This window comes from Candidatus Accumulibacter phosphatis (assembly GCF_000024165.1).
GTDB lineage: Bacteria > Pseudomonadota > Gammaproteobacteria > Burkholderiales > Rhodocyclaceae > Accumulibacter > Accumulibacter phosphatis.
In genome coordinates, this window is sequence record NC_013194.1 from 1,390,497 (window position 1) to 1,412,629 (window position 22,133).

18 protein-coding genes are annotated in these 22,133 nt (G+C 62.6%); 17 read left to right on the forward strand and 1 reads right to left on the reverse strand.

Annotated elements, in window-relative coordinates; all coding sequences use genetic code 11:
* The first annotated feature begins 91 nt into the window (after positions 1–91).
* The 3 genes from CAP2UW1_RS06065 to CAP2UW1_RS06075 all read left to right on the forward strand — a co-directional run bounded on the left by CAP2UW1_RS06065 (position 92) and on the right by CAP2UW1_RS06075 (position 5,498).
* Positions 92–3,136 carry an EAL domain-containing protein gene (locus CAP2UW1_RS06065; protein ID WP_015765782.1) on the forward strand — a complete coding sequence of 1,015 codons (3,045 nt, stop codon included), beginning with the start codon at positions 92–94 and terminating at the stop codon, positions 3,134–3,136.
* Positions 3,137–3,498: 362 nt separating this feature from the next.
* On the forward strand, positions 3,499–3,813 hold the full coding sequence (locus CAP2UW1_RS06070) for a DUF485 domain-containing protein (RefSeq protein WP_015765783.1): 315 nt from the start codon (positions 3,499–3,501) through the stop codon (positions 3,811–3,813).
* On the forward strand, positions 3,810–5,498 hold the full coding sequence (locus CAP2UW1_RS06075; protein WP_015765784.1) for a cation acetate symporter: 1,689 nt from the start codon (positions 3,810–3,812) through the stop codon (positions 5,496–5,498). Before CAP2UW1_RS06070 ends, CAP2UW1_RS06075 begins: the two co-directional genes overlap by 4 nt.
* Before the next feature lie 226 nt (positions 5,499–5,724).
* Here the strand turns inward: CAP2UW1_RS06075 and CAP2UW1_RS25345 are convergent, their stop codons facing one another.
* Entirely contained in the window at positions 5,725–5,898 is a 174-nt protein-coding gene (locus CAP2UW1_RS25345; RefSeq protein WP_199931581.1) for a hypothetical protein, read from the reverse strand.
* A gap of 71 nt (positions 5,899–5,969) precedes the next feature.
* Between CAP2UW1_RS25345 and aroC the strand changes: the two genes are divergently transcribed.
* From aroC to folC, 14 genes are all read left to right on the forward strand, one after another.
* On the forward strand, positions 5,970–7,073 hold the full coding sequence (gene aroC, locus CAP2UW1_RS06080; protein ID WP_015765785.1) for a chorismate synthase: 1,104 nt from the start codon (positions 5,970–5,972) through the stop codon (positions 7,071–7,073).
* An 83-nt stretch (positions 7,074–7,156) separates the two neighbouring features.
* Positions 7,157–7,408 (forward strand): YdcH family protein, encoded by a 252-nt coding sequence (locus tag CAP2UW1_RS06085; protein WP_015765786.1) that lies wholly within the window; start codon positions 7,157–7,159, stop codon positions 7,406–7,408.
* A gap of 45 nt (positions 7,409–7,453) precedes the next feature.
* The gene (locus CAP2UW1_RS06090) at positions 7,454–8,614 is read left to right on the forward strand and encodes an MFS transporter (protein WP_015765787.1); all 1,161 of its coding nucleotides are present in this window, start codon (positions 7,454–7,456) and stop codon (positions 8,612–8,614) included.
* 165 nt (positions 8,615–8,779) lie between these two features.
* A complete protein-coding gene (leuB, locus tag CAP2UW1_RS06095) occupies positions 8,780–9,844 on the forward strand; it encodes a 3-isopropylmalate dehydrogenase (RefSeq protein ID WP_015765788.1) in 1,065 nt (354 codons plus the stop codon).
* Positions 9,845–9,872: 28 nt separating this feature from the next.
* Positions 9,873–11,003: an aspartate-semialdehyde dehydrogenase gene (gene asd / locus CAP2UW1_RS06100; protein WP_015765789.1), complete on the forward strand. Its 1,131-nt coding sequence runs from the start codon at positions 9,873–9,875 to the stop codon at positions 11,001–11,003.
* Between the two features lie 214 nt (positions 11,004–11,217).
* Positions 11,218–14,253, forward strand: a complete 3,036-nt coding sequence (locus CAP2UW1_RS06105; RefSeq protein WP_049778524.1) for a FimV/HubP family polar landmark protein — start codon at positions 11,218–11,220, stop codon at positions 14,251–14,253.
* Between the two features lie 54 nt (positions 14,254–14,307).
* Complete coding sequence (locus CAP2UW1_RS06110; RefSeq protein WP_015765791.1) at positions 14,308–15,531, forward strand: ISAzo13-like element ISCap1 family transposase; 1,224 nt, start codon at positions 14,308–14,310, stop codon at positions 15,529–15,531.
* Positions 15,532–15,662: 131 nt separating this feature from the next.
* A complete protein-coding gene (locus CAP2UW1_RS06115) occupies positions 15,663–16,262 on the forward strand; it encodes a CbiQ family ECF transporter T component (protein ID WP_015765792.1) in 600 nt (199 codons plus the stop codon).
* Positions 16,263–16,265: 3 nt separating this feature from the next.
* Positions 16,266–17,066 carry a tRNA pseudouridine(38-40) synthase TruA gene (truA, locus tag CAP2UW1_RS06120; protein WP_015765793.1) on the forward strand — a complete coding sequence of 267 codons (801 nt, stop codon included), beginning with the start codon at positions 16,266–16,268 and terminating at the stop codon, positions 17,064–17,066.
* A complete protein-coding gene (locus CAP2UW1_RS06125; protein WP_015765794.1) occupies positions 17,056–17,697 on the forward strand; it encodes a phosphoribosylanthranilate isomerase in 642 nt (213 codons plus the stop codon). Before truA ends, CAP2UW1_RS06125 begins: the two co-directional genes overlap by 11 nt.
* Positions 17,698–17,876: 179 nt before the next feature.
* Positions 17,877–19,082, forward strand: a complete 1,206-nt coding sequence (gene trpB, locus CAP2UW1_RS06130) for a tryptophan synthase subunit beta (RefSeq protein WP_015765795.1) — start codon at positions 17,877–17,879, stop codon at positions 19,080–19,082.
* Between the two features lie 2 nt (positions 19,083–19,084).
* The gene (gene trpA, locus CAP2UW1_RS06135) at positions 19,085–19,903 is read left to right on the forward strand and encodes a tryptophan synthase subunit alpha (RefSeq protein ID WP_015765796.1); all 819 of its coding nucleotides are present in this window, start codon (positions 19,085–19,087) and stop codon (positions 19,901–19,903) included.
* Positions 19,900–20,772 carry an acetyl-CoA carboxylase, carboxyltransferase subunit beta gene (accD, locus tag CAP2UW1_RS06140; RefSeq protein WP_015765797.1) on the forward strand — a complete coding sequence of 291 codons (873 nt, stop codon included), beginning with the start codon at positions 19,900–19,902 and terminating at the stop codon, positions 20,770–20,772. Before trpA ends, accD begins: the two co-directional genes overlap by 4 nt.
* Positions 20,773–20,782: 10 nt before the next feature.
* Entirely contained in the window at positions 20,783–22,123 is a 1,341-nt protein-coding gene (folC, locus tag CAP2UW1_RS06145) for a bifunctional tetrahydrofolate synthase/dihydrofolate synthase (RefSeq protein ID WP_015765798.1), read from the forward strand.
* The last annotated feature ends 10 nt before the right edge of the window (positions 22,124–22,133 follow it).

The following is a 22,133-nucleotide window of genomic DNA, read 5'->3' on the forward strand; positions in this document are numbered from 1 at the left end:
TCACGGCCAGTCGCCGCGCTGTTGCGGAGATTGCTTTCCCGCTGACCTAGCAGCGGTCGGACCTCGCCCGCTCTGCCCTGGAATACCCTGCATGAACGACGAACTACTTCGCTGGACGGATGACACCGGATCGCACGACAGCTTGGTCCCTGGCGGTCAGTGTCCCTGGAAGATTCTGGTGGTCGACGACGACCCCGAAGTGCATGGCGTGACGCGCTTCGTTCTCGACGGCCTGCACGTCTGCGGGCGGCCGCTGCGTCTGCTGCACGCGTTCAGCGGCGAGGAGGCGCGCAGGCAGCTGCAGGTGCATCCCGACATTGCCGTCGCCCTGCTGGATGTCGTCATGGAGACGGCACAGGCGGGCCTCGATCTCGTCGGCCATATTCGTGACGAACTCGGCATGAGCGAGTGCCGCTTGATCCTGCGCACCGGCGAGCCGGGTTATGCGCCTGAGCTGACCGTCATCCAGGAATACGATATCAACGACTACCGTACCAAGGCCGAACTGACCCACACTCGCCTGATCACGACGGTCAGTTCAGCTCTGCGCTCGTACCAGCAACTGCACGCGGTCGCCGAACATCGGCGCGGTCTGGAACTGATCGTTCGAGCCGCCGCCGATCTGATGGAGGAGCGCGCCATCGCCAATCTGGCGGAGGGTGTGCTCACGCAGCTCGCGGCCCTGCTCAAGCTGCCGGTAGACGGCATCGTGTGCACACAGAAAGGGTCACCGCTGGGCGGTGATGGCGACCACTGCTATGTCGTGGGTGCCGCCGGTCGTCACGCGGGCTATATTGCTCAGCCGCTGGAGACCTTGCCGGATGAGCGGATCGTTGACGCCATCCTGGCCAGCGTGGCGCGTCGCCAGCACGTCTTTGGCAGCGACTACGCGGTCCTCTACCTGAAGGCTTCACCGCATCAGGAGGCGGCGATCTTCCTCGATTCCGGCCAGGTGCTCGAGACTCTCGACCGCACCCTGCTCGACGTTTTCGTTGCCAACATTGCCGCCTGCTTCCGTAACGTCAAGCTGGTCGAGCGCCTCCTGCATGCACAGCGGGAAATCGAGCAGCAACGTGCCTTCCTCAGAGCGGTGATCGACGCCAATCCGCACTTCGTCTTCGTCATCGATGGGCAGGGGACGATCCGCCTCGCCAACCGCAGCCTGGCGGTGAGCTTCGATCTGACGCCCGCGCAAATGGTCGGACACGCCCTGCCGGACTTCGTGACCGACCCTGATCTCCTGCAGACGCTGCGCGACGATGATCGGGCCATCCTCAGCGGCAAGCGGCGTCGCGTCGAGCGCGAGATTCGCTTTGTCGACCGGGCGGGTGTAGTGCGCTGGTTCCACACCATCAAGGCGCCGATCGTCAATGGCGATGGCGAGGTCGAGCAACTGATCGGCGTCTGTAGCGACATCAGCGAACGCAAGCTTGCGGAACAGGCTTTGTTCGAAGCCAAGGAGCGAGCCTTGGTGACCCTACATTCGATCGGCGATGCCGTGATCACCACGGATGCGAGTGGGCATGTCGACTACCTGAATCCTGTAGCGGAAGCGCTCACCGGCTGGACGACGGCGGAGGCGAGGGGCAGGTCGTCCGGTGAGGTGTTCCCGATCGTGCATGACCAGACGCGTCGGCCGGTCGCGGATCCGGTCAGTCGCTGCCTACAGCAAGGACGCATCGTTGCCCTGGCCAGCCATTCGCTGTTGGTCGCGCGCGACGGCCAGGAGTACGACATCGACGATTCGGCAGCGCCGATTCGTGGCCGGGACAACCAGCTTCTCGGCGTCGTCCTCGTGTTCCGCAACGTCACCGAGACGCGCGAGCTGGCACGCCAGTTGGCGCACGATGCCACGCACGACGCTCTGACCGGTCTGATCAATCGGCCCGAGTTCGAGCGGCGATTGCAGCGAGCCGTCACCAGCGCCCGTCAGGACGGCGCCCGGCACGTCCTGTGTTATCTCGACCTGGATCAGTTCAAGGTGGTCAACGACACCGCCGGGCATGCGGCCGGTGACGAGTTGCTGCAGCAGATCAATACGATTCTGGCCGGCATGTTCCGGGAGAGCGACACGCTGGCGCGGATTGGCGGTGACGAGTTCGCGCTCCTGCAGGAAAACTGTCCGCTGGATCGCGCCTACGCCATTGCCCAGTCCGTCGTGCGCAATGTCCGTGAGCACCGCTTCAACTGGCAGGGGCGAAGCTACCAGATCGGCGTCAGTATTGGCCTGGTGCCGATCACGGCCGAAACCCAGGATACCGTCCAGTTGCTGACCGAGGCCGATATTGCCTGCTATACGGCGAAGGAACTGGGTCGCAACCGCGTCCATGTCTACCAGCGGACAGACAGCGAGAGCGTTCAGCGTCACAGCGAAATACTCGGCGCGGCCGGTCTGCGCGACGCGCTCGACCAGGGCCTGTTCCGGCTTCACTACCAGCCGATCGTGGCCTTGCAGGGCCCCGACTTCCGCACCGTGCGCTACGAGGCGCTGCTGCGCGTTGCTCATCCTGGCAATACCCAGCGCAAGGGGGAACTGGTCTTGCCGGCGGCCTTCATTCCGGCGGCGGAACGTTACAATCTGATGGGCGCCATCGATCGCTGGGTGATTCAGGCCGCCTTCCGGGAATATGCAAACGGAGTCGGTCTCGGCGGTGCCAGACTGGCGATCAACCTGTCGGGAAACTCACTCAGCGACGAGAGCCTTCTCGCTTTCATCGAAAGCCAGTTTGTCGAACACGCGTTCCCGCCGGAAAGAGCCTGTTTCGAGATCACGGAAACCGCCGCCATTCAGAATCTGGGACCTGCGCTCGGTCTGATGGCCGCGCTCAAGGGGCACGGCTGTCATCTGGCGCTTGACGATTTCGGCAGTGGACTCTCCTCGTTCCATTACCTGAAGACGCTGCCTGTCGACTACCTGAAGATCGACGGCAGCTTCGTCAAGGACATGTGCGAGGATCCCCGGGACGATGCCCTGGTGGCTGCCATCAACCAGATGAGCCACGCGATGGGGATTCAGACGGTCGCCGAGTACGTGTGCAGCGAGTCGATCGCCGAACGCTTGTGCGAACTCGGCGTCGACTATGCTCAAGGTTACTTTTTCGGCAAGCCAATGCCGTGGGGCGAGTCGTCGTCGTGAACGCCGCGGTGCGGTCTCTGCCGCGCCGTGTCAACGCTTTGCAAAAGGACTGCCGCCACGTCCCGCGTTTCCCGCTTGGGAGCAGGGCGCGACGGGCGTGCCTGACCGTCGCTGGTGCCGATGCCCCGGCCGCTTCCCCGTCGTCCGAGTTCAACGCTGCTGACTCCCGACTCATCAGAATCCGTTCTGCCGATGAAGCTTCCAACCTTGCCGCCGGCTGCACATGGCGGTGTGAGCAAGGTGTTGCTGGAGCAATGGTTTTTTCGAGGCCGTAAGCCCGAAGTAAGCAATGGCAACTATGATCTGGCGCTAGTCATGCTAAGTGACTCGACAAAAGTCCATTTTGGAGGAGGAAACGCGAAGTGAACGACGACATCGTTGCACGGATTGAGGCCAATCCGAAGTATCACGAACTGGTGAGCAAGCGCAATTCATTCGGCATCACCCTGTCGATTCTGATGATCATTGTCTACTACGGCTACATTCTCTTGATTGCCTTCAACAAGGAATGGTTGGCGACCAAGATCGGCGCCGGTATGGTCACCTCGATCGGTATTCCGCTCGGTGTGGGCGTTATTGTTTTCACGATCGTCGTCACCAACATTTATGTTCGGCGTGCGAATACGGAGTTCGACGACCTGAATGCCGAAATCATCAAGGAGGCGAACAGGAAATGATCAGCAAATCCACTCGTACCATTTTCGCACTGACGCTGGGTCTCGGCGTTGCCGGTGGTGCTCTGGCTGCGGGAGCCGACCTTGGCAACACCACCAAGCAGGCGACCAACTGGGTGGCGATTGCGATGTTCGCCATTTTCGTCGCCATTACTCTGGGGATCACCAAGTGGGCCGCGGCGAAAACGAAGTCCGCTGCCGACTTCTACACGGCCGGCGGCGGCATTACCGGGTTTCAGAATGGTCTGGCGATTGCCGGCGACTACATGTCGGCCGCGTCCTTCCTCGGTATTTCCGGCCTGGTGTTCGCCAACGGTTTTGATGGGTTGATCTTCTCGATCGGCTGGTTGGTCGGCTGGCCGGTGATCACCTTCCTGATGGCCGAGCGCCTGCGCAACCTCGGCAAGTTCACCTTTGCCGACGTGGCGGCGTATCGTTTCGCGCAAACACCGATGCGAACCTTCGCGGCAACCGGCTCGCTGGTCGTCGTGGCGTTCTACATGATCGCCCAGATGGTCGGTGCCGGTCAGTTGATCAAGGTGCTATTCGGTCTCGAATACACGGTTGCGGTGATCCTCGTCGGCGTGCTGATGATGTGCTACGTGCTGTTCGGCGGCATGACGGCCACCACCTGGGTGCAGATCATCAAGGCCATCATGTTGCTTACCGGTGCTACTTTCATGGCGCTGGCGGTGCTCTGGCAGTTCGGCTTCAACCCGGAAGCATTGTTTGCCAAAGCCGTTGAAGTGCACAGCAAGCACGACGCGATCATGAGTCCGGGGGCGCTGATCAAGGACCCGGTGTCGGCGATCTCAGTCGGCATGGCGCTGATGTTCGGGACGGCGGGTCTGCCGCACATCCTGATGCGCTTCTTCACGGTGCCGAGTGCCAAGGAAGCCCGCAAGTCGGTCGGTTGGGCGACCACCTGGATCGGCTACTTCTACATTCTGACCTTCATCATCGGTTTCGGTGCCGTCGTCATGTTGACGCAGTCCCCCGATCTCTACTATGTCGATGGGGATCTGGCCAAAGGGTTGAAGGGTGGCGGTAACATGGCCGCCATTCATCTGGCGAATGCGGTCGGCGGTAACGTCTTCCTCGGCTTCATCTCCGCGGTGGCTTTCGCGACGATTCTGGCGGTGGTCGCCGGTCTGACGCTGTCGGGTGCTTCGGCCGTGTCGCACGACCTGTATGCGACGGTTTTCAAGCACGGCAACGCCGACTCGGCGGCCGAGCTGCGCGTCTCCAAGATGACCACGGTCTGCCTCGGCGTCGTTGCGGTGTTCCTCGGGATCGCCTTCGAGAAGGAAAACGTCGCCTACATGGTGATGCTGGCCTTCGCCATCGCGTGTTCGGCCAACTTCCCGATCCTCTTCATGTCCGTGCTCTGGAAAGATTGCACGACCAAAGGAGCCGTCGCCGGGGGTATCTTCGGTCTGGTCAGCTCGGTTGGCCTGACCCTCCTGTCGGCCTCGGTGTGGGAAGCGGTGTTGAAGAACCCGAAGGGCAGTGCCTTGTTCCCCTACTCGTCACCGGCGATCTTCTCGATGACGGGCGCCTTCCTGGTGATCTATCTGGTCTCCAAGATGGACAACAGCCAGCAGGCCAAGCTCGAGCGTTCGCTCTACCCGGCCCAGAAGGTTCGCTCGGAAACGGGCGTGGGCGCTTCGTCGGCGTCCGGCCACTGAGCGGTAGCCGCTAGCAGCCTGCGTTGAGCAGCAAGCGGCCCGGCAGCGACAAGCTGCCGGGCCGCTTTGGTTTCTCGCACACGCTGCACTGTCGTTCGGCCTGTATCCACTTCGGTGCGTGAGCGAAGGGGTTGATTCGTTGCGGCCGACCGTGGTATCCGGCAAAGCCTTTGTGTCATCGACGTGCCGACGCGCGGCATCATCACATCGTCCTCGTCCCCCGACTTCAGCGGCCGCCCTTGCTGCCCCCCTTGTCCCAGCCGTAGCGAGCCGCCCGCCGCCAGCGCGAATCCGCTTGGCGCAGGGCATTGGCGGTGTGCTCAACGGGATTGCCTGAGGTGGCCCGCTGGGGTGCGGGCTTGGCCGGACTGGTGCCCGGTCGGTTTGCTTTTCGGTTCATCGGAGTGATCGCGGCCACTGGCTGGCGCTGTGGTAGACTTCGCCGTCATTCTAACGTGCAAGAAGACAGCCATGTCCGGCAACACGATCGGTACCCTTTTCACCGTGACGTCCTTTGGTGAATCACACGGGCCGGCAATCGGCTGCGTGGTCGATGGCTGTCCGCCGGGGCTGGCGATCAGCGAAGGCGACATCCAGGCTGAACTGGATCGCCGCCGGCCGGGAACCTCTCGCCACGTGACACAACGGCGCGAGCCGGACGCGGTCGAGATCCTGTCCGGAGTCTTCGGCGGCCGGACGACGGGTGCGCCGATCGGGCTCCTGATCCGCAATCAGGACCAGCGCAGCAAGGACTACGGCAACATCGCCGAGACCTTTCGTCCAGGGCATGCCGACTACGTCTACACACAGAAGTATGGTTTCCGCGACTATCGTGGCGGTGGCCGCTCGTCGGCGCGCGAGACGGCGGTGCGCGTGGCTGCCGGCGCGATTGCCCGCAAGTGGCTCGCCGAACGCTACGGCATCATGATCGTTGGCTGGATGAGCCAGCTCGGACCGATCGAGATTCCCTTCCTCAACGCGACCGATATTGCCGCCAACGCCTTCTTCGCGCCGAATGCGGCGTTGGTACCGCAACTCGAGGCCTACATGGATCAGTTGCGAAAGTCCGGTGATTCCGTCGGCGCCGGGATCACGGTTACCGCTAGTGGCGTGCCGCCCGGTTGGGGAGAACCGGTTTATGGTCGTCTCGATGCCGAGATCGCGTACGCGATGATGGGCATCAACGCGGTAAAGGGGGTGGAGATCGGCGCCGGCTTTGCGGCCATTGCCCAGAAGGGCAGCGAGCACGGTGACGAGATGACCCCGCAGGGCTTCGTCACCAACCACGCGGGAGGGGTGCTCGGCGGCATATCGAGCGGGCAGGACCTGGTGGTCAGGCTGGCCATCAAGCCGACGTCGAGCATCCGCCTGCCACGCCGCTCGGTGGACCTCGCTGGTCATGCCACGCTCGTTGAAACCCACGGCAGGCACGACCCTTGCGTGGGTATCCGGGCGACCCCGATTGCCGAGGCAATGCTCGCGCTGGTACTGATCGATCAGGCCCTTCGTCATCGGGCGCAGTGCGCTGATGTGCTGTGCGCCACGCCTCGCATTGCCGGCCGCGTAGCGGGATGACGTGGTGCCGTGGCAATGGTTATAATCGCGCGGTCCGGTTGCGCATGGGGCGAGCCGGGATCGATCAGTGAGAGGCGATGATCATGCAAGTTGAGCACCACGACCTTCATCAGGAGTTTCCCGAGTATCTGGATGTAATTCACGTCCTCAAGACATCGAGCGAGCAGTTCGGCAGTATGTATGATGAATACCAGCATCTGACCAGAGAAGTCGAACGTCTGGAAGAGGAAGACCTGCCGGTTGACGATTTCACTATCGAAACCATGAAGAAGCACCGTGTGCGGCTCAAGGACCAGATGTATCGGATGCTCGTCGCGCACAAGAACGGCCACTGATCCGATCCCGCCGGTGTGATGCGGTGCATCCGGTAGAATTGCCGGATGCATTCACTGCCCTATTGGCGTCTGTCCGGCTACTACTTCTTCTACTTCGCCTTTATTGGCGCTTTCTCGCCCTATTTCGGGCTCTACCTCCAGTCGCTGTCCTTTTCAGCCTGGGACATCGGCCTGTTGATGTCGCAAATGCAACTGATGCGCCTGTGCGCTCCCTACCTCTGGGGCGTTCTCGCTGATCGTCTGGCGCAGCGGGTATCGGTTGTTCGTCTCGCCGCCGTGCTGAGTCTGATCGCGTTTTCGGCATTCTTCCTCGTCAAGAGTTTCCCGGCGATGCTCGTCGCCATGGCATTGCTGGCCTTCTTCTGGAGTGCCGCGTTGCCGCTGGTCGAAACGGTGACCTTCGACCATCTGCGGGACCAACCGGGGCGTTACAGCCGCATTCGCCTGTGGGGTTCGGTCGGCTTCATCGTCGCGGTGATGGGGACCGGCGCGCTGCTCGATGGCCTACACTTGCCGAGCCTGCTGTGGGTGATTGTCGGGACGCTGACCGGCATCCTGATCTACGCGCTGGCCGTTCCTGAAGCGCCGGCGCACGCGTCCGCTGACGAACACCTGCCGGTGGGCGATATCGTCCGCCAGACGCGCGTCAGGGCGCTTTTCGCGGCCTGCTTCATGATGTCGGCGGCGCACGGCGCGCTGTACGTCTTCTACTCGATCCACCTCGCCGATCATCAATACAACAAGTTCCTGGTTGGTTGCCTTTGGTCGCTCGGGGTTCTGGCCGAGATCATCGTGTTCTTCTTCATGAGCGATCTGCTGCGCCAGTTCGGCTTGCGCGCCATTCTGCTGCTCAGTTTTGCCGCCGCAACGGTGCGCTTCCTGATGATCGGCTGGGGCGTCGACTGGTTGCTGGTGATCGTCCTTGCCCAACTTCTCCATGGGCTGACCTTTGGTGCCTATCATGCAGCGGCGATCGCGGCGATTAATCGCTGGTTCCCGGGTCGCTGCCAGGCCCGTGGGCAGGCGCTCTATTCGAGTGTGTCGTTTGGCGCCGGAGGTCTCGTGGGTGGGCTGCTCAGCGGCTGGACGTGGGAACGCTTGGGTGCCGCACCCACTTATGCCTTGAGTTCGGTGTTTGCCCTGGTCGGTCTACTATTCGTTGCTCAATGGGTTCGCAGAAGCGATCTCGACGACGTGCCAGACTGAAGCCTTGCCATCGGCCGACAGACAGCTATCGAGGGCTGTGACATAATCCGCCCGTTGGCGAGCGCCATCGAAAATGGGTGGGTGACCCCTCGGCTGACCCAGCATCAACCGGTTTGTCGGCAGGACGTCGTACCAGCTCAGCATTCAGGATGACAAGGACAGGAAATGAAGATCTGTATTCTCCCGGGAGACGGTATCGGCCCGGAAATCATGGCCGAAGCGGTGCGCGTTCTGCAGGCACTCGATCTCGGGTGCGAAATGACGGAAGCGCTCCTGGGTGGCTGCGCCGTCGATGCCACGGGTGATCCCTATCCGGAGGCAACGCAGCGACTGGCCCAGGAAGCCGATGCGGTCCTGCTCGGGGCCGTCGGTGGTCCGCAGTGGGACGATCTGCCGCGTGCGCAAAGGCCGGAACGTGGTCTGCTCGGTATTCGCAAGCAGCTTGGTCTGTTCGCCAATCTGCGGCCGGCGATCCTCTATCCGGAACTCGCGAACGCCTCAACATTGAAGCCTGAGATAGTTGCCGGTCTCGATATCCTGATCGTGCGCGAACTGACCGGTGACATCTACTTCGGCCAACCGCGGGGAGTCGAAACACGCGATGTCGATGGCCACCAGGAACGCTTCGGCTACAACACCATGCACTACAGCGAAAGCGAGATTCGACGCATCGTCAGGGTTGCCTTCGAGGCGGCGCGTCGACGCCACAGGAAGTTGTGTTCGGTCGACAAGATGAACGTGCTGGAAACCACTCAGTTGTGGCGCGACGTCGCCAGCGAGACGGCCAGCGAGTACCCCGATGTCGAGTTGAGCCACATGTTGGTTGACAATGCCGCGATGCAGCTGGTGCGCAATCCGAAGCAGTTCGACGTCATCGTCACCGGCAACATGTTTGGCGACATTCTTTCGGACGAGGCATCGATGCTCACCGGGTCGATCGGCATGCTGCCGTCGGCCTCGCTCGATGCCAACAACAAGGGTTTGTACGAGCCCTGCCACGGTTCAGCGCCTGACATCGCCGGCCAGGGGGTGGCCAATCCCTTGGCGACGATTCTTTCGGTGGCGATGATGCTGCGTTATACCTTTGGTCGGGAGGGCGAGGCGCTACGCATCGAGAGCGCGGTCAAGAAAGTGCTGGCGCAGGGGTGCCGCACCGCCGACATCTACGAGGCAGGCACCCGGCGGGTCGGTACGCGGGCCATGGGTGATGCTGTCCTCGCGGCGCTGTGAGAGTCGGAATACGGGTAGAGGTGAGGCAATGATGAAAGTTGGTCTGGTCGGTTGGCGCGGTATGGTAGGGTCGGTCCTGATGCAGCGGATGGTTGATGAGGGTGATTTCGAGCATTTCGAACCCTTCTATTTTTCGACTTCGGCCGTTGGTGACACGGCCCCGGTTTTCGCTGGCAAGGGAGGCGGTACGCTTGCGGATGCAATGTCGATCGAGGCGCTCGCGCACCTGGACGCGGTAATCACGTGTCAGGGTGGCGAGTACACCAAGGAGGTGTTTCCCAGGCTGCGAGCTGCCGGTTGGCAAGGTCACTGGATCGACGCTGCGTCCACCCTGCGCATGCACGACGACGCGGTAATCATCCTTGATCCGGTCAACCTTGGCGTCATCAGGGATGCCTTGGTCAATGGCGGGCGCAACTGGATTGGTGGCAACTGTACCGTATCGCTGATGCTGATGGGTATTGGCGGGCTGTTCCGGCACGATCTCGTGGAGTGGGTCAGCGCCATGACCTATCAGGCGGCATCGGGGGCGGGGGCGCAGAACATGCGTGAGTTGTTGCTGCAGATGGGCGCGCTGCACGATGCGGTCAGGTCCGAGCTCGCCGAGCCGGCTTCGGCGATTCTCGATATTGACCGGAAAGTGGCCGAATGCATGCGTTCACCGAGTTTCCCGACGACGAACTTCCGCAACACGGCACTTGCCGGCAGCCTCATCCCATGGATCGATGTGCCGGTTGATGGTGGCCAGTCGAAGGAAGAGTGGAAGGGTGGGGCGGAATGCAACAAGATCCTCGGCTTGCCGGCGTTTCGCACGCCAGGCAGCATACCGGTCGACGGTCTTTGCGTGCGCATCGGTGCCATGCGCTGTCACTCGCAGGGTCTGACCATCAAGCTGAAGCGGGAGGTGCCGCTGGATGAGATCAGCGACGTTATCGCGCAGGCGAATCCCTGGGTAAAGGTCGTGGAAAATCAGCGCGAGATCAGTGAGCGGGAACTGACGCCGGCGGCGGTTACCGGTAGCCTGCATGTCCCGGTCGGTCGCCTCCACAAGCTGGCCATGGGGCCGGATTATCTCGGCGCTTTTACTGTCGGGGACCAGTTGTTGTGGGGCGCGGCTGAGCCGCTGCGGCGAATGCTCCGTATTCTGCTCGAGGACTGATTGGGTAGAAACCGGCGAGTTCGGTGCGGACCGCCGGTATTCGGCCCGGCGCAGTGCCCGGAATCACAAGCAAGTTTAGCTTGCATGGCTAACTTCATGATGTTATTTTAATTATTCCGATTTCGACGCGCAGGGTGGCGCCGTGGCCAAGAAAATACAATATACAGCAAGCAATTTCAGACTGCGGACCTCTGCATGGGCGGTTGCATCAGCCTTGGCGGTCGCGGCTTTGCCCCTGGCCGCAGCCGCTGCCGGTTTGGGCAAGGTCACCGTCCTCTCTGCGATCGGTCAGCCTCTGCGCGCGGAGGTGGAGCTCTTTGCGACGCGCGAAGAACTTGCCGGTCTGCGGGCGCAGCTGGCGTCGCCGGATGCCTTCAAGCAGGCTGGCGTGGAATATGCGCCGACCTTGCTGGGCATCCGCTTCGCCATCGACAAGCGCCCGAATGGGCAGGCGATCGTCAGGCTGACTTCGGAGCGGGCGGTCAACGACCCCTTCGTCGATCTGTTGCTGGAACTCAACTGGCCGACCGGTCGCGTGATTCGGGAGTACACGTTCCTCCTCGATCCGGTGGAGTTCGCTGGCAAGACCGCTGCTCCGCCACCTGTCGCCAGGCCGCTGGTGTCGCCAAGGCCGTTCGCCGAAGAGCGCACCGTCGCAAGGCCCCAGCGCGGCGACTCCTACAGCCGGCCGCGGGCCACCGAACAGGCGCCGAAAAGCGGCGAGACCTACGAGGTGCGTCGCGGCGAAACGCTCGGCAAGATCGCCAGTGACCTCCGGCCCGAGGGGGTGTCGCTTGACCAGATGCTGGTCGGGCTCTTCCAGGCCAACCAGGACGCATTCGATCGTGGCAACATGAACCGGTTGAAGGCCGGCAGGATTCTTTCGATACCGGACAAGGGAAGTCTTGAGGCAATACCAAAGGACGAAGCCCGGCGAGTCGTCGTGGCGCAGTCCACCGACTGGGGTGGTTACCGCCGCAAGCTTGCCGCAGGTGCAGCCGACGCTCCCGTTCCGGAGGAGGCGGCGCGCCAGCAATCTGTCGGCAAGATCACGGCACGGGTCGAAGACCGGGCGGCACCGGCGGCTGAACCAAAGGATCAACTGAAGGTATCGAAGACGGAGCTCGCCGGCAGCAAGCCGGCGGTCCCCAGCAAGCGTGCCGACGAGGACTTGATTGCCAAGGAAAAGGCGCTCAAGGATGCCAATGAGCGTCTGGCCAGCCTCGAAAAGAATGTGGCCGAGTTGCAGAGGCTGGTGGAACTGAAGAGTCAGACGCTGGCTGATCTAGAAAAACAGGCAGCGGGCAAGGGCGGCGCGCCGGCAGCCGAGACGAAAAAGACCGTGGAAGACGCCCGAGCACCCGTGACGTCGCCGGGAGCGCCGGCGCCAGGCGTCGTTGGCGGGCGATCGGAGGTATCACCACCCCCTGCCTCACCGGTGGTCGCCGCCAAACCTGCCGATGTGCCTGCCGACAGCAAGCCCAGCGATGTGGCGGCGAAGCCTGAACCTGTACCACAGGAGCCAAAGGTCGAGCCCAAGCCGGAAGAGCCGAAACCGGTTGCAGCGCCCAAGCCGGCCGTTGCACCAAAAGCAAAGGCTGTGGCGGTCACCTCGCCGCCCGAAGAAGAGCCGGGGTTCTTCGAGGCGCTGCTGACCAGTACGCCCTTCCTGGCAGGCGGCGGCGGTGTCCTGGCGCTGCTTGCCGCTTACTGGCTGGCCAGGCGTCGTCATCGCAGCGAGACCTCCAGGTCGCTCGATGCGACCAGCACGATTGCTCCGCCAGGCGATAGTCTGGTCGCCAACTCGGTGTTCCACAACACGGGTGGGCAGAGCGTCGATACATCGCACTCGATGGCTCAGACCGATTTCAGCCAGGCCGGGCCAGGCAGCATTGATACCGATGAAGTGGATCCGGTGGCCGAGGCCGACGTCTACATGGCGTACGGCCGTGACGCGCAGGCTGAAGAGATTCTCCTCGAGGCCAAGCAGAAAGACCCGCGGCGTCATGCCATTCACCTGAAGTTGCTGGAGATCTATCTGGGGCGCAAGGACGTCAAGCCCTTCGACACGCTGGCGGCTGAACTCTTCAGCGTCACCGGTGGGGTTGGCGTCGAATGGGAGAAAGCTGCCGCGATGGGCTTGCAGCTCGACCCGTTGAACCCGCTGTATGGCGCCGCTGGAACAACTCCTGCCCCGTCGCGGGACTCCGAAACGACGATCATCGTGCGTCCCGAGACGATTCTGGAGAAGCCGAAGGCGTCGGCGCCGGATGAGCCAGCCTCCACGACCATCTTGCAGGATACCGTCACCAAGCCCGGCGAACTGGCGAAAATGGCTGCCGCCGCTACCGTCGCTACCGCCGCGGCTGCGCTGGTGCCGCCTGCCGCAGCGCCGGCAGTAGCCGCGCCGGTCGAACTGGCCAGCCTGGATTTCGATCTTGGTCTCGATGACGCGAAGCCGTTGGAGGCAAGCGCTGTCGAGGACGCTCACCTTGAAACCACTCTCGCGTTTCAAGGTCCGGCACCCGACGATCCACTCGATTTCGATCTGGCCACGTCCTATTCGGAGACGCCATCGCTTTCGGACGAGGAACTCGATGCGATGCAGCCGACGCCGCGGGTGGACATCGAGCCGCCGGAAATCACGATGCTCATCGCGCCCGGAACGGACCCGGGTACGCTTTCGGATGACATTGGAGTCGATTTCGCTTTCGATCTGAATGCCGCGTCGTCGGTTGAGCAGGGTGCCGAAACGGAGTTGCGTGTGCCCGCGGCGCCGGATGAGATGCTCGATATCGGCTCGGCTGGCGTCGATGCCCTGGAGTTCGACGTCAAGCTGACCGAGTCGACAGTTCTTGGCGAGGCGCTGCAGCATCCATCGTTCGACATCTCGTCAATCAGCCTTGACCTGGCCGACGATATGCCTAGGCGGGCTGAGGTGAGTGTTGCCGACCAATCGCCGGAAGCCTCCTTCGAAGCCGAGCAGGAGGATACCCTGGTCAATCCGGATTTCTCGGTGGAGAGCACCGACGCCGGACTGGATTCACGGTTCCCCCCGGATCTTGATCTGGCGGCGGAACCGGAGATCAGTTCGAGCGAGGAAGTGGCGACGAAGATTGACCTCGCCAGGGCGTATCAGGAGATGGGTGATCTCGAAGGGGCGCGCGAACTCCTGCAGGAGGTTCTCAGGGACGGTGATTCTCGGCAGCGCGAAGCGGCCAGCGCCCTTCTGACGGAACTCCGCGAGTAAGGCGTTAAGCAAAAATAACTTGAACATTTGTGGTGATTGGCCTATGGTTTCAGCATGGAGCAAGAGCTAGCCATAGAAGCCAAGTATCAAGCGCTGTGCGGCAGGCTGGATGAGGCCACGCTTCGCCTTTGGGCGGCGACGGAGGCACGAAGCCTGGGGCGTGGTGGCGTCACCTTGGTCGCCAAGGCGACTGGCCTGTCGCGCACGACGATTCATGCGGGTTTGAGTGAACTGAACGCACCGGTTTCGGCTGGGGAGCAAGGCGTGCCACTCCGAGCGCGAGCGGTAGGCGGTGGGCGAAAGAAGTTGATTGACAAGGATGCCAGCTTGCTGAGCGATGTCGACGCCTTGGTGGAGCCGACAACGCGTGGTGATCCGATGTCGCCGCTGCGCTGGACCTGCAAGAGCACCTATCGCCTGGCTGAAGAACTGAGGCGACAGGGGCATACGGTCAGCCAGCGGAGCCTTTGTGATTTGCTGAGTTTGGCAGGCTTCAGTCTGCAATCGACGCGAAAGACGCGAGAGGGTGGGCAGCATGAGGACCGCGATGCCCAGTTCGGCCACATCGCCCGTACTGTTGCGGAGTATCAGGCGGCAGGCGATCCGGTGATTTCGGTGGACACCAAGAAGAAAGAGTTAATCGGCGACTTCAAGAATGGCGGCAAAGAGTGGCAACCCAAGGGAAAGCCAGAAGAAGTCCGGGTTCATGACTTCATTGACCGTGAACTCGGCAAGGTCGCGCCCTACGGGGTTTATGACTTGACCACCAATACGGGCTGGGTCAGTGTCGGCATCGACCACGATACCGCCGAATTTGCCGTCGAAAGCATCCGGCGCTGGTGGCGTGAAATGGGACAGGTGACCTACCCGAATGCTCGCCGTCTGCTGATCACCGCGGACGGCGGTGGCAGCAACGGTTATCGTGTGCGTCTATGGCGAAGGGAGTTGCAAAAGCTGGCGGATGAACTTCGCCTGACGGTTCAGGTTTGTCATCTCCCGCCTGGAACCAGCAAATGGAACAAGATCGAGCATCGCATGTTTTGCCACATCACCGCGAATTGGCGCGGACGACCGCTAGTCAGTCGACAGGTGGTGGTGAACCTGATCGGTAACACGACAACCGAGACAGGCTTGCGAATCCAGGCTGCGATCGATGAAAACGCCTATACGTCGGGAATCAAGGTGTCCGACGAAGAACTTGCTTCGCTTGCCATCGAGCGCGACGCGTTTCATGGCGAATGGAACTACCGGTTGATACCCCGGAAAAATGACGAATAACTCGTATTGTTCAAGTTATTTTTGCTTGCCGCCTAAGTGCCTTCGGGGCGGCGGGCTGGCGGTGCGCCGGGTGAGGGGTGGGTCGCGTCGGCGCCTGCGCTTGGGCGTAAGCTGAAAGGACGGACGCGGCAATGCACCCGGCAAGCGGCCTGCTGGTCTGGCTCGTGGCGCTGGTGTTGATCCAGTGTCTGGAAGGTAGCCACCTGCTGTTGGCAGGTCTGCTGTCCTTGCTGCTGTCCGGCAGCAAGGCGCAGCGGCGTTGCGCGCGACTGGCCTGGGGTGCGCGCTGGCTTTTTGTGTCGCTGTTCGTCATCATGGCCTGGGGAGGCGCCGGTGAGCCGGCGTGGAGCGGCTTGCTGGCACCCAGTCGCGAGGGACTGGCCGATGCCCTGACGCATGTCGGACGTCTGCTGCTGGTGTTGATGGCGGTGGCAATCCTCCGCGAGCGAATGTCCTTGCCCGAGTTGCTGACCGGTACGCGTCGCTTGTTGGGACCGCTACGGCGGCTGGGAGTCGATCCCGATCGTGGACTGGTGCGACTGCTGCTGGTTCTGCGCCACCTTGAAACGCTGCCGCGTCCGCGCGATTGGCGTATCCTGCTCGACGTGCCGACCACCGGCAACACGGAGGAGGTGTTCGAAATCGCCGATCGGCCTTTCTCCGGGGGGGATTTCCTGGTTCTGGCGCTGGTCGCCGGTACGCTGGCGACCGTCTGGCTGTGGCAGGCCTGAGCTATGCGCATTGCCTTGGCTGTCGAATACGACGGGAGCGGTTTTCGAGGCTGGCAGACGCAGCCGGGTGGCGGTACGGTGCAGGATGCCGTGCAGGACGCCTTGCGACAGTTCGCCGGTGTGCCGGTTCAGGTGGTGTCCGCTGGGCGCACGGACGCCGGCGTGCATGCGACGGGGCAGGTCGTGCATTTCGATGCCGCCGTTGAACGGTCGATGTTTGCCTGGGTACGCGGCACCAACAGCTTCTTGCCGTCGGCGGTTGCCGTCCGCTGGGCGCGACCGGTCGCGGACGACTTCCATGCGCGGTTTTCGGCGTATGCCAGGCGATACCGCTATTTGTTGATCAACCGCGCACATCGGACGGGAGTCTGGAACGGCAGGGTCGGTTGGTATCATCACCCGCTCGATGTGGGGACAATGCAGGCGGCTGCACACCTGCTGCTTGGTGAGCGGGATTTTTCGGCTTTCCGGGCGGCCGAGTGTCAGGCCAACTCCCCGGTGAAAGTGATGCGCGAGGCTCATGTACGGCGTTTCGGTGATCTGATCGCCTTCGACTTCGAAGCCTCGGCCTTTCTTCATCACATGGTACGGAATCTGGTCGGCAGCCTGGTTCATGTCGGTCAGGGGAAACGCCCGCCCGAGTGGATTGGCGAACTGCTGGCTGCCGGCGATCGCCGCTTGGCGGCGCCGACGTTCGCGGCGGCCGGGCTCTACCTCTTTGCGGTCAGGTATCCGCCGGAACTCGGGCTGCCGAGTGGGGACCAAACGAACCTCACACCTTGTATTCCGCTCTATGGACAATAAGCTCGCCGGCCCACTGCCGTTACGTATCAAGATCTGTGGGCTGACTCGCGGCGAGGATCTGCAGCAGGCAGTGCAGGCTGGCGCGGACGCGATCGGTCTGGTTTTCTATCCGCCGAGCCCGCGCTGCGTGGATGTCGATACTGCGGCGCGTTTGGCGCGCGCGGTGCCGCCCTTCGTCACCATCGTCGGCCTGTTCGTCAATGCCGATCCGGGGTTGGTACGGGCGACGCTTTCGGCTGTGCCAGTGCATGTGTTGCAACTTCACGGTGATGAAGACGAAGCCTATTGCCGGCAGTTCGATCGGCCCTATATCAAGGCCGCGCGCGTCAGGCCAGGGCTGGATTTGGTACAATACGCGGCTGCCTTCCCGTCGGCGCAAGCGATTCTTCTCGACGCCTTTGCGGACGGCTACGGTGGCAGCGGCAAGGTCTTCGACTGGTCGCTGGTGCCGGAGTCGCTCGACAGGCCGGTGATCCTTTCAGGCGGACTCGATGCCGGCAACGTGGGCGAAGCGGTACGCCGACTGCGGCCGGCAGCGGTGGACGTCTCGTCGGGTGTCGAAGCCGCCAAGGGGATCAAGGATGGCGAAAAGATGCGTGCCTTTGTGGCCGCGGTACGGGCTGTTCGATAAATGAACAGCGAACGATGCAGAAGGTCTCTGAGCGAGGTTGGGTCATGGGTAGGCAGTCTGGTGGTCGGACGCGGATGTGCTGGCGGCAGCATCTGGCGAAACATACCTGAGGGGGCGTCTGGTGCTTTTCTCCGGCGCTGCGCAAGCGCCTTGTCGCCAGCTCGCAAGGATATGTGTTGATGACCCAGCCTGACTACGATTTACCCGACGCCACAGGCCATTTTGGCCAGTACGGTGGCGTCTTCGTCGCCGAAACCCTGATCGGTGCACTCGACGAACTCAAGGAGGCTTACGCCGCCGCTCAGCGCGATCCTCAATTCGTCGCCGAATTCGATTACGACCTCAGACACTATGTCGGTCGGCCAAGTCCGCTCTACCATGCGCGGCGGTGGTCGGAGGTACTCGGCGGCGCCCAGATCTATCTCAAACGCGAAGACCTGAATCACACCGGTGCCCACAAGATCAACAACTGCATCGGTCAGGCGATGCTGGCGCGGCGGATGCATAAACCACGCGTCATCGCCGAGACGGGTGCCGGTCAGCATGGTGTCGCAACGGCGACCGTCGCCGCGCGCTATGGCATGGAATGCGTTGTCTACATGGGTTCGGAAGATATCAGACGGCAAGCCGCCAACGTCTACCGGATGAAACTGCTCGGCGCGACCGTCGTGCCGGTCGAGAGTGGTTCAAGGACGCTCAAGGACGCGTTGAATGAAGCAATGCGCGACTGGGTCACCAATGTCTCCAACACGTTCTACATCATCGGTACGGTGGCCGGCCCGCATCCCTATCCGATGATGGTGCGCGATTTTCAGTCGGTCATCGGCCGCGAGGCGATCGCCCAAATGCAGGAGCAGTGCGGCCGTCAACCCGACGCCGTGATTGCCTGCGTCGGCGGTGGCTCGAACGCGATGGGCATTTTCCACCCCTATATTCCGGTTGCCGGTGTGCGTCTGATCGGCGTCGAGGCGGCCGGCGAAGGCATCGCGACGGGACGGCATGCGGCCTCGTTGACGGCAGGGCGGCCAGGCGTGCTGCACGGTAACCGGACCTATCTGCTGCAGGATCAGGACGGTCAGATCATCGAGACGCATTCGATTTCGGCCGGCCTCGATTATCCGGGCGTCGGCCCGGAGCACGCCTGGCTCAAGGATAGCGGCCGGGCGGAGTATGTCGGAGTCAGCGATAGCGAGGCGCTGCAGGCCTTTCACGATCTGTGTCGCCTCGAAGGCATCATTCCGGCGCTCGAATCGAGCCATGCCCTGGCCTACGCCAGCCGATTGGCGCCGACCTTGCCGCAGGACAGGATACTGCTGGTCAACCTCTCCGGTCGTGGTGACAAGGACATGCACACCGTTGCCGAAAAATCGGGAATCACCTTCTGACCATGTCGAAAATACAGGCTGTATTCGAACGCCTCCAGGCGCGCGGGCGCAAGGCGCTGATTCCGTTCATCACTGCGGGAGATCCGGCGCCGGAGCTGACCGTACCGCTGCTGCATACGCTGGTGCAAGCGGGGGCCGACATCATCGAACTTGGCGTCCCGTTCTCCGACCCGATGGCTGATGGACCAACCATCCAGCGTGCCTCCGAGCGAGCGCTGGCGAAGGGCGTGAGTCTGCGCCACGTACTTGGGATGGTGGCCAATTTTCGCGCCGACGACAACGAAACACCAATCGTGCTCATGGGCTACGCCAATCCGATCGAGTCGATGGGTCTTGAAGCCTTTGCCGCGGCCTCGTTTGATGCCGGTGTGGACGGCGTCCTGGTCGTTGACTATCCACCCGAGGAAGCTGTCGAGTTCGCACAGACCTTGCACCGGCACGCGCTCGATCCGATCTTCCTGTTGGCGCCGACATCCAGCGAGGCGCGCATGACGCAGGTCGGTGCGCTGGCCAGCGGCTACATCTACTACGTGTCGCTGAAGGGCGTTACCGGCTCGGCGGCGCTGGATGTTGCGGCCGTCGCCGCACGCATTCCGGAGATCCGCGCACGCACCGGCGTTCCCGTCGGCGTTGGTTTCGGCATCCGTGATGCGGCGACAGCGGCGGCAGTCGCGGAACTGGCCGATGCGGTCGTCATCGGTAGCCGGATCATCGAAGAAATCGAACAGTCGCCGTCCGACAAGGTGTGTGTCAACGTCGGCACCCTGGTGGACGCCATTCGCCGTGCGATGGATGCCGCGGTGTCGCGAGGACAAGCATGAGCTGGCTCAACAAACCGCTACCGCCGAAGATCAAGCGTAACGACAATGGCGTCGCCCGCAAGTCGTCCCTGCCCGAAGGTCTGTGGAGCAAGTGCGTGGCGTGCGAGGCCGTGCTCTACGCCACCGACCTCGCGAACAACAGCAACGTCTGCCCCAAGTGTGGTCATCACAAACGTCTTGACTCGCGGGCCCGCATCGACCTGCTGCTCGATACGGAAGGGCGTGCGGAAATTGGTGCCGAGGTCCTGCCGGTGGATTCCCTGTCGTTCAAGGACAGTCGTCGCTATGTGGATCGCCTGCAGGACGCGACGGCGGCAACCGGCGAGACGGACGCTCTGGTGGTGATGCGCGGCACGATCCGGACGCTGCCCGTGGTCCTGGCCGTCTTCGAGTTCGATTTCATGGGTGGGTCGATGGGTTCGGTGCTTGGCGAGCGCTTCGCGCGTGGCGTGCAGGCGGCGGTCGAACACCACGTGCCGTTCATCTGCGTCACCGCGTCGGGCGGGGCACGCATGCAGGAAGGTCTTTTCTCGCTGATGCAGATGGCGAAGACGACGGCGATCCTGACCCGGCTGACGGAAGCGGGGCTGCCCTTCATCTCGATCCTGACCGACCCGACGATGGGCGGCGTGTCGGCTTCGTTCGCCTTCATTGGCGATGTCGTGATTGCCGAGCCAGGCGCTCTGATCGGCTTTGCCGGCCCGCGGGTCATCGAGCAAACCGTCCGCGAGACGCTTCCCGAGGGGTTTCAGCGATCCGAGTTCCTGCTCGAAAAAGGCGCAGTCGACATGATCGTCGACCGCCGGGAAATGAAAAACCGGGTTGCATCGTTGCTGGCCCTGCTGCAGAAGCGACCCGCGTTGTCGTGAGGGACGCGGCGTGACCGCCGAGGAAGGCAGGGAGCAGTCGGCTGCACCTACAGGCGAGGCCCCGGAGCCCTCTACTTTGACGGCGTGGCTGGCGCATCTCGAAGGCCTCCACCCCAGGGGACAGGCGGGAATCGAACTGGGATTGGAGCGGGTGCTGCGTGTCAAGGAAGCTCTGGCTCAGGAACCCGCCTGCCCTGTGATAACCGTCGGCGGTACGAACGGCAAGGGGTCGACTTGCGCGTATCTCGAGGCCGTCTACTCGTTCGCCGGCTACCGGGTTGGCTGCTACACTTCGCCGCATCTACTCGTCTACAACGAGCGGGTGCGCGTGGATCGCCTGCCCGTAGACGACCGCGCGCTGTGCGAGGCTTTTGCGCGAGTCGAGGCGGCGAGACTGGCTTCCGGCGGCATAGCGCTGACCTATTTCGAATTCGGAACCCTGGCCGCTCTGGAAGTGTTCCGTGCGCGCGAGGTCGAGGTCATCATTCTCGAAGTCGGGCTGGGCGGCCGGCTTGATGCGGTCAATTGTTACGACGCGAGTTGCGCGGTGGTGACCAGTATTGCTCTCGATCACACCGACTGGCTGGGCCCGACGCGAACGACCATCGGTTTTGAGAAAGCGGGCATCTACCGGGCCGGCAAACCGGCGATCTGTGCCGATCCCGACCCGCCGCCATCGCTGATCGAGCATGCGCTGGCGATTGGTGCCGACCTGCACCTGATCGGGCGTGATTTCGGGTACTTCGGCGACAGACAGCAATGGACATTCTGGGGGCGTCATGGGCTGCGCCGTGGTGGTCTCGCCAATCCCGCCCTGCGGGGCGCCTGTCAGATGCGCAACGCCAGCGCCGCTCTGGCTGCCATCGAACTTCTCAGGTCGCAACTGCCCGCGTCGATGCAGGCGGTACGGCGTGGCCTCGTCGATTTTCAGTTGCCCGGGCGTTTCCAGGTTCTCCCGGGGCGGCCGGTGGTCGTCCTCGATGTGGCGCACAATCCGCAGGCCGTTGTCGGCTTGGTCGACAACCTCGGTGACATGGGTTTCTTCGCCCGCACCATCGCTGTCGTCGGGATGCTTGCCGACAAGGACATTGCCGGTTCACTGGCGCCGCTGGCGGGCAGGGTTGACTTGTGGCTGCTGGCCGATCTCGACCTACCGCGTGGTGCGTCGGCTGCCTTTCTGGCGGACGTGGTGACGGCCGCCACCTTGGGTGGCCATGTCGAGTGTCTCGCTTCACCCTCTCTGGCTTTCCAGCGTTCTGTCAAGCTGGCCGGGGAAAATGATAGAATTGTGGTTTTTGGATCGTTCTACACGGTCGCGGCGGCCATGCACAGCATGCAGAATGGCCGCTGAACGAAGCGAG

What these genes read in the sequence shown, in the direction of transcription:
- CAP2UW1_RS06065 (WP_015765782.1), top strand. Translation starts at nt 92, where the DNA reads ATGAACGACGAACTACTTCGCTGGACGGATGACACCGGATCGCACGAC.
- CAP2UW1_RS06075 (WP_015765784.1), top strand. Translation starts at nt 3,810, where the DNA reads ATGATCAGCAAATCCACTCGTACCATTTTCGCACTGACGCTGGGTCTC.
- CAP2UW1_RS25345 (WP_199931581.1), bottom strand. Translation starts at nt 5,898, where the DNA reads ATGAACCGAAAAGCAAACCGACCGGGCACCAGTCCGGCCAAGCCCGCA.
- aroC (WP_015765785.1), top strand. Translation starts at nt 5,970, where the DNA reads ATGTCCGGCAACACGATCGGTACCCTTTTCACCGTGACGTCCTTTGGT.
- CAP2UW1_RS06085 (WP_015765786.1), top strand. Translation starts at nt 7,157, where the DNA reads ATGCAAGTTGAGCACCACGACCTTCATCAGGAGTTTCCCGAGTATCTG.
- CAP2UW1_RS06090 (WP_015765787.1), top strand. Translation starts at nt 7,454, where the DNA reads ATGCATTCACTGCCCTATTGGCGTCTGTCCGGCTACTACTTCTTCTAC.
- leuB (WP_015765788.1), top strand. Translation starts at nt 8,780, where the DNA reads ATGAAGATCTGTATTCTCCCGGGAGACGGTATCGGCCCGGAAATCATG.
- asd (WP_015765789.1), top strand. Translation starts at nt 9,873, where the DNA reads ATGATGAAAGTTGGTCTGGTCGGTTGGCGCGGTATGGTAGGGTCGGTC.
- CAP2UW1_RS06110 (WP_015765791.1), top strand. Translation starts at nt 14,308, where the DNA reads ATGGAGCAAGAGCTAGCCATAGAAGCCAAGTATCAAGCGCTGTGCGGC.
- CAP2UW1_RS06115 (WP_015765792.1), top strand. Translation starts at nt 15,663, where the DNA reads ATGCACCCGGCAAGCGGCCTGCTGGTCTGGCTCGTGGCGCTGGTGTTG.
- truA (WP_015765793.1), top strand. Translation starts at nt 16,266, where the DNA reads ATGCGCATTGCCTTGGCTGTCGAATACGACGGGAGCGGTTTTCGAGGC.
- CAP2UW1_RS06125 (WP_015765794.1), top strand. Translation starts at nt 17,056, where the DNA reads ATGGACAATAAGCTCGCCGGCCCACTGCCGTTACGTATCAAGATCTGT.
- trpB (WP_015765795.1), top strand. Translation starts at nt 17,877, where the DNA reads ATGACCCAGCCTGACTACGATTTACCCGACGCCACAGGCCATTTTGGC.
- trpA (WP_015765796.1), top strand. Translation starts at nt 19,085, where the DNA reads ATGTCGAAAATACAGGCTGTATTCGAACGCCTCCAGGCGCGCGGGCGC.
- accD (WP_015765797.1), top strand. Translation starts at nt 19,900, where the DNA reads ATGAGCTGGCTCAACAAACCGCTACCGCCGAAGATCAAGCGTAACGAC.